This is a genomic window from Micromonospora sp. 15K316, assembly GCF_004348525.1.
Classification (GTDB): Bacteria; Actinomycetota; Actinomycetes; order Mycobacteriales; family Micromonosporaceae; genus Micromonospora.
In genome coordinates this window covers 130,633-143,504 of record NZ_SMKG01000001.1, presented here as the reverse complement: position 1 = coordinate 143,504, position 12,872 = coordinate 130,633, and the positions used below count along the sequence as shown (strand labels likewise).

11 protein-coding genes are annotated in these 12,872 nt (G+C 71.7%); all 11 read left to right on the top strand.

All coding sequences use genetic code 11. The features are described from left to right. The first annotated feature begins 26 nt into the window (after nt 1-26). The 11 genes from E1211_RS00625 (at nt 27) to E1211_RS00575 (ending at nt 12,785) form a co-directional block, all read left to right on the top strand. Nucleotides 27-932, top strand: coding sequence for a dihydrodipicolinate synthase family protein (locus E1211_RS00625; protein WP_132344202.1), 906 nt, complete (start codon nt 27-29; stop codon nt 930-932). Further along, complete coding sequence (locus E1211_RS00620; protein ID WP_132344200.1) at nt 929-1,930, top strand: proline racemase family protein; 1,002 nt, start codon at nt 929-931, stop codon at nt 1,928-1,930. The genes E1211_RS00625 and E1211_RS00620 overlap by 4 nt, the downstream gene beginning before the upstream one ends. Beyond that, nucleotides 1,927-2,610 carry a GntR family transcriptional regulator gene (locus E1211_RS00615; RefSeq protein WP_132344198.1) on the top strand — a complete coding sequence of 228 codons (684 nt, stop codon included), beginning with the start codon at nt 1,927-1,929 and terminating at the stop codon, nt 2,608-2,610. The genes E1211_RS00620 and E1211_RS00615 overlap by 4 nt, the downstream gene beginning before the upstream one ends. Beyond that, nucleotides 2,607-3,764 (top strand): FAD-binding oxidoreductase, encoded by a 1,158-nt coding sequence (locus tag E1211_RS00610; RefSeq protein WP_132344196.1) that lies wholly within the window; start codon nt 2,607-2,609, stop codon nt 3,762-3,764. Before E1211_RS00615 ends, E1211_RS00610 begins: the two co-directional genes overlap by 4 nt. After that, nucleotides 3,761-4,063: a (2Fe-2S)-binding protein gene (locus tag E1211_RS00605; RefSeq protein ID WP_207915117.1), complete on the top strand. Its 303-nt coding sequence runs from the start codon at nt 3,761-3,763 to the stop codon at nt 4,061-4,063. Before E1211_RS00610 ends, E1211_RS00605 begins: the two co-directional genes overlap by 4 nt. Next, complete coding sequence (locus E1211_RS00600; RefSeq protein ID WP_207915115.1) at nt 4,056-5,540, top strand: NAD(P)/FAD-dependent oxidoreductase; 1,485 nt, start codon at nt 4,056-4,058, stop codon at nt 5,538-5,540. The genes E1211_RS00605 and E1211_RS00600 overlap by 8 nt, the downstream gene beginning before the upstream one ends. Beyond that, nucleotides 5,533-7,059, top strand: a complete 1,527-nt coding sequence (locus E1211_RS00595; RefSeq protein ID WP_243709248.1) for an aldehyde dehydrogenase (NADP(+)) — start codon at nt 5,533-5,535, stop codon at nt 7,057-7,059. Before E1211_RS00600 ends, E1211_RS00595 begins: the two co-directional genes overlap by 8 nt. 227 nt (nt 7,060-7,286) lie before the next feature. Next, a complete protein-coding gene (gene chvE, locus E1211_RS00590; RefSeq protein WP_132344190.1) occupies nt 7,287-8,429 on the top strand; it encodes a multiple monosaccharide ABC transporter substrate-binding protein in 1,143 nt (380 codons plus the stop codon). Between the two features lie 169 nt (nt 8,430-8,598). Further along, a complete protein-coding gene (gene mmsA, locus E1211_RS00585) occupies nt 8,599-10,137 on the top strand; it encodes a multiple monosaccharide ABC transporter ATP-binding protein (protein WP_132344188.1) in 1,539 nt (512 codons plus the stop codon). Beyond that, a complete protein-coding gene (gene mmsB, locus E1211_RS00580) occupies nt 10,134-11,384 on the top strand; it encodes a multiple monosaccharide ABC transporter permease (RefSeq protein WP_132344186.1) in 1,251 nt (416 codons plus the stop codon). Before mmsA ends, mmsB begins: the two co-directional genes overlap by 4 nt. 435 nt (nt 11,385-11,819) lie before the next feature. Next, nucleotides 11,820-12,785: a hypothetical protein gene (locus E1211_RS00575; protein ID WP_165947117.1), complete on the top strand. Its 966-nt coding sequence runs from the start codon at nt 11,820-11,822 to the stop codon at nt 12,783-12,785. Nucleotides 12,786-12,872 lie beyond the last annotated feature (87 nt).

The window sequence follows — 12,872 nt, the reverse complement described above, 5'->3', positions numbered from 1 at the left end:
CCCCTACGACGCCGAGGAGAAACACCATGACCACCCCTGCCAAGCCGTGGCGCGGCGTACACGTCGCGACGGCGCTGCCCCTGCACGACGACCTCTCCGTCGACTACGACGCCTACGCCGAACACGTCCGCTTCCTCGCCGACGGCGGCTGCGACGGCGTGACCCCCAACGGATCGCTCGGCGAGTACCAGACGCTGACCCCGCAGGAGCGGGAACGGGTCGTCGAGACGGCCGTCCAGGCCGCCCCCGCCGGATTCGGCGTCATGCCCGGCGTCGCCGCGTACGGCGCGCTCGAGGCCCGCCGCTGGGCCGAGCAGGCCGCCGCGGCCGGCGCCACCTCCGTACTGCTGCTGCCTCCGAACGCGTACCGCGCCGACCACCAGGCGGTCGTCGAGCACTACCGGGAGGTGGCCCGCGCCGGGCTGCCGGTCGTCGCCTACAACAACCCGATCGACACCAAGGTGGACCTGACCCCCGCGCTGCTCGCCGAGCTGTTCCACGAGGGCCTGATCGTCGGGGTGAAGGAGTTCACCGGCGACGTCCGCCGGGCGTACGAGATCGCCGAGCTCGCGCCCGGCCTGGATCTGCTGGTCGGCGCGGACGACGTGCTGCTCGAACTGGGCGTCGCCGGTGCCGTCGGCTGGATCGCCGGCTACCCGAACGCCATCCCGGAGAGCACCGTGGAGCTCTACCGGCTGGTCACCTCGGGCGACGCCGCCGACATCGCCAAGGCGCTGCCCATCTACCGGGACCTGCATCCGCTGCTGCGCTGGGACTCGAAGACCGAGTTCGTCCAGTCGATCAAGCTGTCGATGGACATCGCCGGCCGCAAGGGCGGCGCCTGCCGGCCGCCGCGCCTGGCGCTGCCGGCCGAGGTGGCCGCCCGGATCACCGCCGACACCGAGGCCGTTCTCGGCAAGGGCTACAAGTGAGGTCCCGCCGTACCTTCCACGCCGTCGACTCGCACACCGAGGGCATGCCCACCCGGGTCGTCGTCGGTGGCATGGGCACCATCCCGGGCGCGACGATGGCCGAGCGGCGGCTGTGGTTCATGGAGAACAGCGACGACATCCGTACGTTGCTGATGTACGAGCCCCGTGGCCACGCCGCGATGAGCGGTGCGATCCTGCAGCCGCCGACCCGCCCCGACGCCGACTACGGTGTGCTCTTCATCGAGGTCTCCGGCCTGCTGCCGATGTGCGGGCACGGCACGATCGGCGTGGCGACAGTCCTCGTCGAGACCGGGATGGTGCCCGTCGTCGAGCCGGTGACCACGATCCGGCTCGACACGCCGGCCGGGCTGGTCGTCGCGTCCGTGGCGGTACGCAACGGCGCGGCGGAGTCGGTCACCATCCAGAACGTCCCGTCGTTCGCCTACGCGCTGGACCGCAAGGTCGAGGTCCCGGGCTTCGGCACGGTCGAGTACGACATGGCCTTCGGCGGGAACTTCTACGCCATCGTCGACCTGGCGGAGCTGGGCCTGCCGTTCGAGCGCTCACGCGGCGACGACCTGCTCGCCGCCGGTCTGGCGATCATGGAGGCGGTCAACGAGCACGACCGGCCGGTCCACCCCGAGCGCGACGACATCAACGGCTGCCACCACGTCTACCTGAAGGCTCCCGGCTCGACCGCGAGGCTGTCGCGGCACGCCATGGCCATCCACCCCGGCTGGTTCGACAGGTCGCCCTGCGGCACCGGCACCAGCGCCCGGATGGCGCAGCTGCACGCCCGGGGAGAGCTGGCCGTCGGTGACGACTTCGTCAACGAGTCGTTCATCGGCACCCGGTTCACCGGGCGGCTGCTCGGCGACACCACTGTCGGGTCGCTCCCCGCGGTGCTGCCCTCGATCACCGGCCGGGCGTGGATCACCGCGACGTCGCAGCTGCACCTCGACCCCACCGACCCGTTCCCGGCGGGGTTCCTGCTGTGAGCCCGACGCCCGTGCCGGACCTGCCCGACATCGGCCCCAGGGAGAACCTCCGCGACCGGATCGGGAAGGCCCTCCGCGCGGCGATCATCTCCGGCAAGCTGGAGCCCGGCGTCGTCTACTCGGCCCCGGCACTGGGCGCGCAGCTCGGCGTCTCGCCCACCCCGGTGCGGGAGGCCATGCTCGACCTGGTGAAGGCGGGCCTGGTCGTCACGCACGCCAACAAGGGGTTCCGGATCACCGAGATGTCCGAGCAGGACCTCGACGATCTCGCCGCCGTCCGGAGGCTCATCGAGCCGCCGACCGTGCGCGACGTCGTTCCCGTCGTCCCCGCGGCGGACTTCCCGCAGCTGCGGGCCCTCGCGCAGGCGATCGTCGACGCGGTGGAGTGCGGCGACCTGGTCGGCTACATCGAGGCCGACCACGTCTTCCACCTGACCCTGCTCGGCTACAGCGGGAACCGCTTCCTGGTCGACGTCGTCTCCGACCTGCGGTCCCGGACCCGGCTGCTCGGTCTGACCCCGCTGCTCGAGAGCGGACGGCTGGGCCGCTCCGCCGCCGAACACCACGAGCTGCTGGACCTCGTCGAAGCCCGTGACCCGGCCGGCGCCGAACTGCTCATGCACCGCCACATCGGCCACGTACGAGGCCTCTGGGCCGGCGGCGTCGAGGACGCGCCGTGAGCGTGGACCTGGTGGTCGTCGGGGCGGGTGTGGTCGGCGCGGCCAGCGCGTACTTCGCGACGATGGCCGGGCTGCGGGTGGTCGTCGTCGAACGCGGTGCGATCGCCGGCGGCACCTCGAGCGCCGGCGAGGGCAACGTGCTGGTCTCCGACAAGGAGGCCGGACCCGAACTCGACCTGGCCCGCTACTCGCAGCGGGTCTGGCGGGAAGACCTCGCCGAACACGGCGACCTCTGGGAGTTCGAGTCCAAGGGCGGGCTCGTCGTCGCGTCCTCGGCGCAGGGCGTGGCGTCGCTGCGCGCCCTCGCCGTGCGGCAGCGTCGCGCCGGCATCGAGGTCCGCGACGTCGCCCGGGACGAGCTGCCCGACTACGAGCCCCACCTCGCCCCGCAGCTCGCCGGGGGCGCCTTCTACTCGCAGGACGCACAGGTCCAGCCGATGCTGGTCGCGGCTCACCTACTGCGGCTCGCCCGGGCCGGCGGCGCGCAGGTGCGTACCCGAACCGAGGTGACCGGCTTCCTACGCGCCGGTGACCGGGTGACCGGCGTGCGCACCTCGTCCGGTGACGTCGCCGCCGGCGCGGTGCTCAACGCCGCCGGCACCTGGGCCGGCGGCATCGCCGACCTGGCCGGGGTGCGGGTGCCCGTGCTGCCCCGGCGCGGCTTCATCCTCGTCACCCAGCCGATGCCGACCCGCACGATCCGGCACAAGGTCTACGCCGCCGAGTACGTCGGTGACGTGGCCAGCTCCGACGCGGCGCTGCAGACCTCACCCGTGGTCGAGGGCACCGCCGGCGGCACCGTCCTCATCGGCGCGTCCCGGGAGCGCGTCGGCTTCGACCGGACCGTCTCCGTCGCCGCCATCGGCACGCTCGCGGCGAAGGCGATAGCGCTCTTCCCGATGCTCCGGGGAGTTCGCGCCATCCGCACCTACCTCGGCTTCCGCCCGTACTGCCCGGATCACCTGCCGGTCATCGGTCCGGACCCCCGCGCGCCCGGCCTCTGGCACGCCTGCGGCCACGAGGGCGCGGGCATCGGGCTCTCCGCCGGCACCGGGAAGCTGATCAGCCAGGCCCTCGTGGGACGGCCGACCGACCTGAACCTCAGCCCGTTCGCCCCGGACCGCTTCCCGCCGGCCGAGGAGGGAACCCGATGACCCACCAGCTGACCTTCCGCGGCGCCACCATCCCGGCCGAGCCCGGCCAGAGCGTCGCCGCCGCCCTGATCGCCGCCGGAATCACGGACTGGCGTACCACCCGCAGGGGCGGCCGGCCCCGGGGACTGTTCTGCGGGATCGGCGTCTGCTTCGACTGCCTGATCACCGTCGACGGGCTCCCCGACCAGCGGGCCTGCCTCGTCGCCGCCGCCGACGGCATGCGCCTCGGCGACGCCGAACCGGGCGCGGACCTCGCCGACGCCGGACGGACGGGAGGCGAGGATGCCGCACGTGCCTGACGTGGCAGTGGTGGGCGCCGGCCCGGCCGGACTCGCCGCCGCGGTCGAAGCCGCCGAGGCGGGACTCGACGTCCTGCTGATCGACACCGCCGGGCAGCCCGGCGGGCAGTACTGGCGACACTACGACCGGACCCACGCCCGCCCCGAGGACCGGATCGGCCACCACGACTGGCCGGTCTTCACCCGGCTGCGCACCCGCCTCGACGAGCTGCAGGCCGAAGGTCGGATCCGGTACCTCCCCGGACACCAGGTCTGGCTCATCACCCGCGACTCCGAGGCCGCCTTCACCCTCCGGGTCACCGCCACCACGTCCACGTCGACCGCTGCCGGCGGAGCCTCCGGGGAGACGCTCACCGCGCACGCGCTGATCCTCTGCCCGGGCGGGTACGACCGGCAGCTGCCCGTGCCCGGTTGGGACCTGCCCGGCGTGTTGACCGCGGGCGGCGCGCAGGCTCTGCTCAAGGGACACCGCACCTCGGCGGGACGGCGGGCGGTCGTCGCCGGCACCGGCCCGTTCCTGCTGCCCGTGGCGACCGGCCTCGCGCGGGCGGGGGTGAGGGTCGCGGCCGTGATCGAGGCCAACGCGACAGTCGGTTGGTTGCGTTCCCCGGCGGGCGCCGTCTCCGCCCCGGGCAAGGGCGTCGAGGCCCTGCGCTACGCGGCGTCGATGGCCCGGCACCGCATCCCGTACCGGACGAGGACCGTGATCCGCGAGGTGCTCGGGGACGGCCGGGTCGACGCGGTCCGCGTCGCCCGGGTGGACGGCGACGGCCGCCCGACCGGACCGGACGAGGAGATCACCGTCGACTTCGTGGCGTTCGGCTGGGGCTTCACGCCCTCGCTCGAACTGCCCCTCATGCTCGGCGCCGAGACGGCGAAGGACACCGACGGTTCGCTCGTGGTGACCGTCGACGAGCTCCAGCGCAGCAGCGTCGACGGGCTCTACGTCGCCGGTGAGGCCACCGGTGTCGGCGGTGCGACGCTGGCCGTGACGGAGGGACGCCTCAGCGCGCTCGCGCTCGCCGGCGACCGGGGCCTGCCGGCCGACCCGACCCGGGTCAGGCGCCTGCGCGGTGCCGTCCGGCGGGCCCGCCGCTTCGCCACGGCCATGCACCGGACCTACCCGTTGCCCCGCGCCTGGCCCGAGTGGCTGACGGAGACGACGCTCGTCTGCCGCTGCGAGGAGGTCCCCTACGCCGACCTGCGCCGGGCCCACCACGAGCTCGGCGCGGAGGACGCGCGCACGCTGAAGCTGCTGGCGCGACCGGGGATGGGCTGGTGCCAGGGACGGGTGTGCGGCCTCGCCACCGCGGGCATCGCCGCCTGGCTGGGCGGACGTGAGACCGGCGTGGACGACCTGCGTCCGCTGGCCGGCCGCAGCCTCGCCGTGCCGGTGCCCCTGGGCGAGCTCGCCGCACTGGCCGAGGAGACCACACCGCTCGAGGCGATGGATGAAGGAGGACGAAACGGTGACTGACGTGCTGAGCCGCGACCCGCGTACCGGCCGGCCGCGGGAACGCGTCGCGACCGAGTCGACGCCGCAGGAGGTGGACCGGGCGGTACGCGCCGCAGCAGCCGCCGGAGCCGCGCTGCGGGACCCGGTCCGGCGTGCGGACCTTCTTCGCACCGCCGCCGCGCTGCTGGAGAAGAGCGGCGAGGAGATCGTCGCGACCGCGGAGGCGGAGTCGGCGCTCGGCCGGGTGCGGCTCACCGGCGAGCTGGCCCGCACCTGCTACCAGCTGCGCGCGTTCGCCGACGTGGTCGACGCCGGCACGTACCTGGATGTGATCATCGACCACGCCGACCCGGCGGCGGCGCCCGCACCCCGCCCCGATCTGCGGCGCTACAAGGTGCCGCTCGGGGTGGTCGCGGTCTTCGCGGCGAGCAACTTCCCGCTGGCCTTCAGCGTGCCGGGCGGTGACACCGCCAGCGCCCTGGCCGCCGGCTGCCCGGTGGTGGTGAAGGCCCACCCGGACCATCCCGCCACCTCCGTCCTGTGTGCCCGGATCCTCCGGGCGGCGGCGGCCGAGGCCGGGCTGCCCGAGGACGTCGTCGGCCTGGTCCACGGCTTCGACGCGGGCCCGGAGCTCGTCCGACACCCGTTGACCGCGGCGGTGGGATTCACCGGCTCGGTCCGTGGCGGCCGCGCGCTCTTCGACATCGCGTCGGCCCGTCCCCGGCCGATCCCGTTCCACGGCGAGCTGGGCAGTCTCAACCCGGTGGTGGTGACCGAGCGGGCGGCCGAGACCCGGGCGGAGGAGATCGGGGCGGGACTCGCCGCCTCGTACACCCTGGGAATGGGCCAGTTCTGCGTCAAGCCCGGCCTCGTGCTGCTCCCGGAGGGTGCGGCGGGCGACGCCGTCGCCCGGGCGACGGCGTCGGCGACGGTTCCGTCCGGTCCGTTGCTCGATCCGCGGATGCGGGAGGCGTTCCTCGCCGGGGTCCGCGCCCGCGCGGCGCTGCCGGGGGTGGCGGAACCGCTCGCGGCGGGCGAGGCCGGCGACGGCGACACGCCGTTGGCCGTACGTCCCGGTGTGCTCTCCGTCGGGGCGGCACTGCTGGCCGAGGGCGGGCCGTACGAGCAGCTGCTGGAGGAGTGCTTCGGTCCGGTCACCGTGCTGGTGCGCTACGGCTCGACGGCCGAGCGGGACGCGCTGCTCGACGCCCTGCCGGGCAACCTCACGGCCACTGTGCAGCTCGGCGTCGACGAGCGTGACGAGGCGGCGGCGGACCTCGTCGCGGCGCTGGGTGAGATCGCGGGACGTGTCGTGGTGGACGGGTGGCCGACCGGGGTGACTGTCGCTCCCGCCATGCAGCACGGCGGACCGTACCCGGCCGCTACGAGTGGCTCGACCTCGGTGGGGAGCACCGCGATCGAGCGGTGGCTGCGCCCGGTCTGCTACCAGAACGTTCCGGACCCGCTGCTCCCGCCGGAGCTGCGGGAGGCCAACCCGCTGCGCCTGCCCCGCCTGGTCGACGGCGTCCCGACGACCTGACCGCTCTCCTCGTCCGCGATCGGTGGTTCACCACCGATCGCGGACGCTGGGTGACGCGGCCGTGACTGCGCACCGCTCTCCGCCAACGCCGACGCTCGATGGTCGCCACCGTTACGAGACCGTGACGGGTGTATTTCGAGAACAAGTGTTGACGCCCTCTTTGTGAGCGCTAACACTACGGCAGTGTCACCCGCGTTTCCGGCGAGTCCGGAGAGGAGAGACAGCTTGTGAGTAAACGATTTCTAGCCGTTCTCGGTGCGACGGTGTTGGCGTTGGGCCTCACGGCCTGCGGCGGCGAAGGAGCCGGAGGTGGCGGCGACACCAGCGGCGACAAGCCGGCCGACCTGACCATCGGCGTCGCCATGCCGACCCAGACGTCGGAGCGGTGGATCGCCGACGGCAACTCGGTCAAGGAGAAGCTGGAGGCCAAGGGCTACAAGGTCGATCTCCAGTACGCGGGAGACGACATCCCGACCCAGTCGCAGCAGGTCGACCAGATGATCACCCAGGGCGCTGACGTCCTGGTCATCGCGGCGATCGACGGCACCGCTCTCAGTAGCCAGTTGCAGGCGGCGGCGGACGCGAAGATCCCGGTCATCGCCTACGACCGGCTGATCCGCGACAGCCCGAACGTGAACTTCTACGTCAGCTTCGACAACTACAAGGTCGGCGTCGCGCAGGCCACCGCGCTGCTCGTCGGCCTCGGCCTGCAGAACAAGGACGGCTCGAAGGGCACCGCGAAGGGGCCGTTCAACGTCGAGCTCTTCGCCGGCTCGCTCGACGACAACAACGCGCACTTCTTCTTCGACGGCGCCATGGACACGCTCAAGCCGTTCATCGACGACAAGTCGCTTCGGGTCAAGTCGGGTCAGACCGCCATCGAGCAGGTGGCGATCCTCCGCTGGCAGCAGGAGACCGCGCAGAAGCGCATGGAGGACCTGCTCACGTCGAGCTACAACGACGGCACCCGGGTCCAGGGCGTGCTGTCGCCCTACGACGGCCTGTCCCGGGGCATCATCACCGCCCTGCAGAACGCCGGCTACGGCGGCTCGGGCGTCAAGATGCCCGTGGTGACCGGCCAGGACGCGGAGATCGCATCGGTCAAGCTCATCAACGACGGCGTCCAGAACTCGACCATCTTCAAGGACACCCGTCTGCTGGCCGAGCAGGCCGTCGTCGCGGCCGAGGCCTTCCTGCAGGAGAAGGAGCCGCAGGCGAACGACACCAAGACGTACGACAACGGCGTCAAGGTCGTCCCGTCGAACCTCCTTCCGGTCCAGACCGTCTACAAGGACGACATCAAGCCCGTCCTCGTCGACTCCGGCTACTGGACGGCCGAAGAGGTCGCCAGCGGCCAGGCCAAGGGCTGACACCTCCGTCGGGTCCGGCTGCATCGCGCCGGGCCCGACGGAATCCCTGAACCTTCGTCCCTCCGCTCGCGGTCCGTCGTGGCGGCAGGTGCGGACCGGGACACGGCCGGCACGGCGGTCCCGATCGACCAGGGTTTCGTTCACGACGGGTACGACCAGGACGGTGACCATGTCCGACAACATCCTCGAGATGCGTCACATCACGAAGACCTTCCCCGGGGTGAAAGCGCTCCAGGACGTCTCGCTCGCCGTGCGTCGCGGGGAGATCCACGCCATCTGCGGTGAGAACGGCGCGGGGAAGTCCACCCTGATGAAGGTGCTCTCCGGCGTCTATCCCACCGGCTCGTACGACGGTGAGATCGTCTTCGACGGCAAGCCGGTGCACTTCCGGGGCATCAACGACAGCGAGGCCCACGGCATCGTCATCATCCACCAGGAACTCGCCCTGGTGCCCTACCTGTCGGTCGCGGAGAACATCTTCCTCGGCAACGAGCGCCGCGGGGCCGGCGGCCTGATCGACTGGAACCGGACCAACGCCGACGCGGCGGCCCTGCTCGCCTCCGTCGGGCTGCGGGAGCACCCGGTCACCCCGATCATCCAGCTCGGCGTCGGCAAGCAGCAGCTGGTGGAGATCGCCAAGGCGCTGTCGAAGCAGGTGCGGCTGCTCATCCTCGACGAGCCGACCGCCGCGCTCAACGACATCGACTCGGCGCACCTGCTGGACCTGCTCCGGCGCCTTCGCGACGAGGGCGTCACCTGCATCATGATCTCCCACAAGCTCAACGAGATCACCGCGATCGCCGACTCGACCACGGTGATCCGCGACGGCCGGACCGTCGAGACGCTCGACATGAGCTCGGGCGACACCACCCAGGACCGCATCATCCGCGGCATGGTGGGCCGGGACCTCTCCAGCTTCTACCCGGACCGCGTGTCGGAACCGGGGGAGGAGGTCCTGCGCATCGAGGACTGGACCGTCCGGCACCCGACCCAGGACCGGCTCGTGGTCGACGGCGCCAACCTGAGCGTCCGCGCGGGCGAGGTCGTCGGCATCGCCGGCCTCATGGGCGCCGGCCGCACCGAACTCGCGATGAGCGTCTTCGGCCGGTCGTACGGCCGCAACATCACGGGCCGGCTTCTCGTCCGGGGCAAGGAGGTCCGCGCCCGCAGCGTCGCCGAGGCCATCGAGAACGGCATCGCGTACGCCACCGAGGACCGCAAACGCTTCGGGCTCAACCTCATCGACGACGTGCGCCGCAACATCTCCGCCGCCGCGCTCGGCAAGCTCGCCCGCCTCGGCTGGGTCAACGGCAACGAGGAGATCAAAGTCGCCGAGGACGGTCGGCGCGACATGAACATCAAGGCGCCGAGCGTCATGTCGGTGGTCGGCAAGCTCTCCGGCGGCAACCAGCAGAAGGTCGTCCTGTCGAAGTGGCTCTTCACCGACCCGGACGTCCTCATCCTCGACGAGCCCACCCGCGGCATCGACGTCGGGGCGAAGTTCGAGATCTACACCATCATCAACCGGCTGGTCGCCGACGGCCGGGCCGTCATCATCATCTCCAGCGAGCTGCCCGAGCTGCTCGGGATGTGCGACCGGATCTACACCCTCGCGGCCGGCCGGATCACCGGTGAGGTGCCGGTCGGCGAGGCCACCCAGGAGAACCTGATGGAGCTCATGACGAAGGACAGGGAACTCGCCCGATGACCACCACCAAACCGTCGGCGACCCCGCAGCGCCCATCGTCCGACGACACCCCCGCCGCCGCGCTGCACACCGGCACCAGCGATCCGCGGACACTGATCCTGGGCAACCTTCGCCAGAGCGGGATCTACGTCGCGCTCGTGGTGATCGTCGCCCTCTTCGCGGTCCTCACCGACGGCGTCTCGCTGAGCCCCGGCAACATCACCAACATCGTCCTGCAGTACTCGTACATCCTGGTGCTCGCGATCGGCATGGTCATCGTGATCATCGGTGGCCACATCGACCTGTCGGTGGGATCGGTGGTCGCGCTCACCGGCGCGGTCTCCGCCGTCCTCGTCATCCGGCAGGGACAGCCGTGGTGGATCGGCATCCTGGCCGCGCTCGCCGTCGGCATCGCGGTCGGCGCCTGGCACGGGTTCTGGGTGGCCTACGCGGGGATCCCGGCGTTCATCGTGACCCTCGCCGGCATGCTCCTGTTCCGTGGGCTCACCCTGCGGGTGCTCGACAACATCTCGCTGTCGCCGTTCCCGTCCGAGTACCAGCGCGTCGCGGCCGGCTTCCTCAACGGGCTCATCGGCGGGCAGGGTTACGACGCCTTCACACTGCTCATCGGGGCGGTGGCGGTGGCGGGCTACGCGGTCAGCGTCTTCCGGACCCGGCTCGCCCGGATCCGCTACCAGCAGCCGGTCGAGTCGTTCCCGCTCTTCGTGGCCCGCGTGCTGCTGGTCGGCGCGGTCATCATGTACTTCGCCTGGCAGCTGGCCCACGCGCGGGGACTGCCGATCGTACTGATCATCCTCGCCGTCCTCGTGCTCGTCTACGGCCTGGTCACCCGGCGTACGGTCTTCGGCCGGCGGGTCTACGCGATCGGCGGCAACCTCTCGGCCGCGACGTTGTCCGGGGTGAAGGTCCGCACCGTCAACTTCTGGATGTTCGTCAACATGGGCTTTCTCGCGGCGGTGGCCGGAGTCATCTACTCCTCCCGCTCCAACGGGGCCCAGCCGGCGGCGGGCAACATGTTCGAGCTCGACGCGATCGCCGCGGCGTTCATCGGCGGCGCGGCGGTCACCGGTGGCGTGGGCACCGTCGTCGGCGCCATGGTCGGCGGTCTGATCATGGCCGTGATGAGCAACGGGATGCAGCTGATGGGCGTCGACCAGTCGACGCAGTCGGTGGTGAAGGGGCTCGTCCTGCTCGTCGCCGTCGCCTTCGACGTGTACAACAAGCGCCGGGCCGGGTCGGCCCGCTGAGCGACGATCCGCGCCGGGCGACCCCGGTGATCTAGACGACGTCTCGGGTGGGCGCATCGCGAAAGCGGAACGCGCCTTCTCCGGAAAAGTAGATCACCGAGGTCGGCCGGTGCGGATCCCGCAGGTCCACTCCGGACGAAGCGATGTGATCGCTAACATCGCCTCTGTGTCAGCCCCGAGGGGTTCGTCTCCGGCACCCCATCCCGACGGCCCGCCGGAACCCATCAGCGACAGAGCCGATCCGGCTGTGCCATTAACAGGTCGTCATGGGTGCGACACGGGGTGTCCCGTGGCGGCGGTGCGGGACCTCGGGCCGTCATCACCTTCATGATCCGTTCATCGGGCCGTCCGGACCAGTTCGATCGAGGGAGCGGCAGCCCGGCGAGGGTCGACAGGCGCGCACCCGGCGCACGTCGAGACCGTACGGAGGAAAGTATGTCGACCCGAACCCGGATCGTCGCCGGCCTGGCCGCCTCGGCGACCGCCGGCGCGGCGGCGCTCGCAGCCGGCCTGGTGGCCGTTGCGGCGCCCGCGCCGTCCGGCCTGGTGCCCGCGGCGGGCACGCAGGCGGCCATGGCCGAGCCGCCGGTGGTATCGGCCACCCTGGCCCGCAGCTACGACGCGTTCGACGCCCGGCAGGCCGTCGCCGTCGACGACCGCTACTTCTACGTGGTGGACAACCGCAGCATCACCAAGCACGACAAGGCCACGGGACGGCCGCTGCTCCAGTTCGTGTCGGACCCGGACGGGCCGATCATCCATCTGGACAGCGCCGTCGTGGTCGGCGGCCGGCTCTACGCCGCGCATTCCAACTACGACGAGTCGCCCATGGAGAGCTCGATCGAGGTCTTCGACACCCGGACCATGCGCCACCTCGAGACGCACAGCTTCGGGATCTTCCGCGGTTCGCTGACCTGGCTGGACCGCCACGACGGCGCGTGGTGGGCGGGCTTCGCCAACTACGACGAGATTCCCGACGGCGGCACCGAGCCGTACGGGGAGACGTACCAGACGCAGGTCGTGAAGCTCGACGACCACTTCCAGGTCGTCGAGGCGTGGACGATCCCGAAGCCGATCCTCGACCGGTTCAAGCCGATGAGCAACTCGGGCGGATCCTGGGGACCGGACGGGCGGCTCTGGCTCACCGGCCACGACCTCGGTGAGGCGTACGTGATGACGCTGCCGTCCGCCGGTTCCGAGCTGGTGTGGGCGGGCACGGTCACCCTGCCGGGTGTGGAGGGCCAGGGCATCGCGTGGGAGCACGCCGGTGCCCGGTCCAGGCTCTGGGCGATCAAGCGGTCCACCGAGCAAGCGTTCAGCTTCACCGTGCCGTTCCGCTCGCTGGCCGACCCGGCTGGGCCGGCGTGGAAGGTTCTCGGACCCGGCCAGTTCCAGCAGTGACGCGCGGCGGTCGCCGGCCGGCGTGGCGCAGCGCCCCGCCGACCCGGCGACCGTGCCGCCGCGACGCGGCCGGCCCGATCAGGCCGA

What these genes read in the sequence shown, in the direction of transcription:
- mmsA (WP_132344188.1), top strand. Translation starts at nt 8,599, where the DNA reads ATGTCCGACAACATCCTCGAGATGCGTCACATCACGAAGACCTTCCCC.
- E1211_RS00625 (WP_132344202.1), top strand. Translation starts at nt 27, where the DNA reads ATGACCACCCCTGCCAAGCCGTGGCGCGGCGTACACGTCGCGACGGCG.
- E1211_RS00575 (WP_165947117.1), top strand. Translation starts at nt 11,820, where the DNA reads ATGTCGACCCGAACCCGGATCGTCGCCGGCCTGGCCGCCTCGGCGACC.
- mmsB (WP_132344186.1), top strand. Translation starts at nt 10,134, where the DNA reads ATGACCACCACCAAACCGTCGGCGACCCCGCAGCGCCCATCGTCCGAC.
- E1211_RS00605 (WP_207915117.1), top strand. Translation starts at nt 3,761, where the DNA reads ATGACCCACCAGCTGACCTTCCGCGGCGCCACCATCCCGGCCGAGCCC.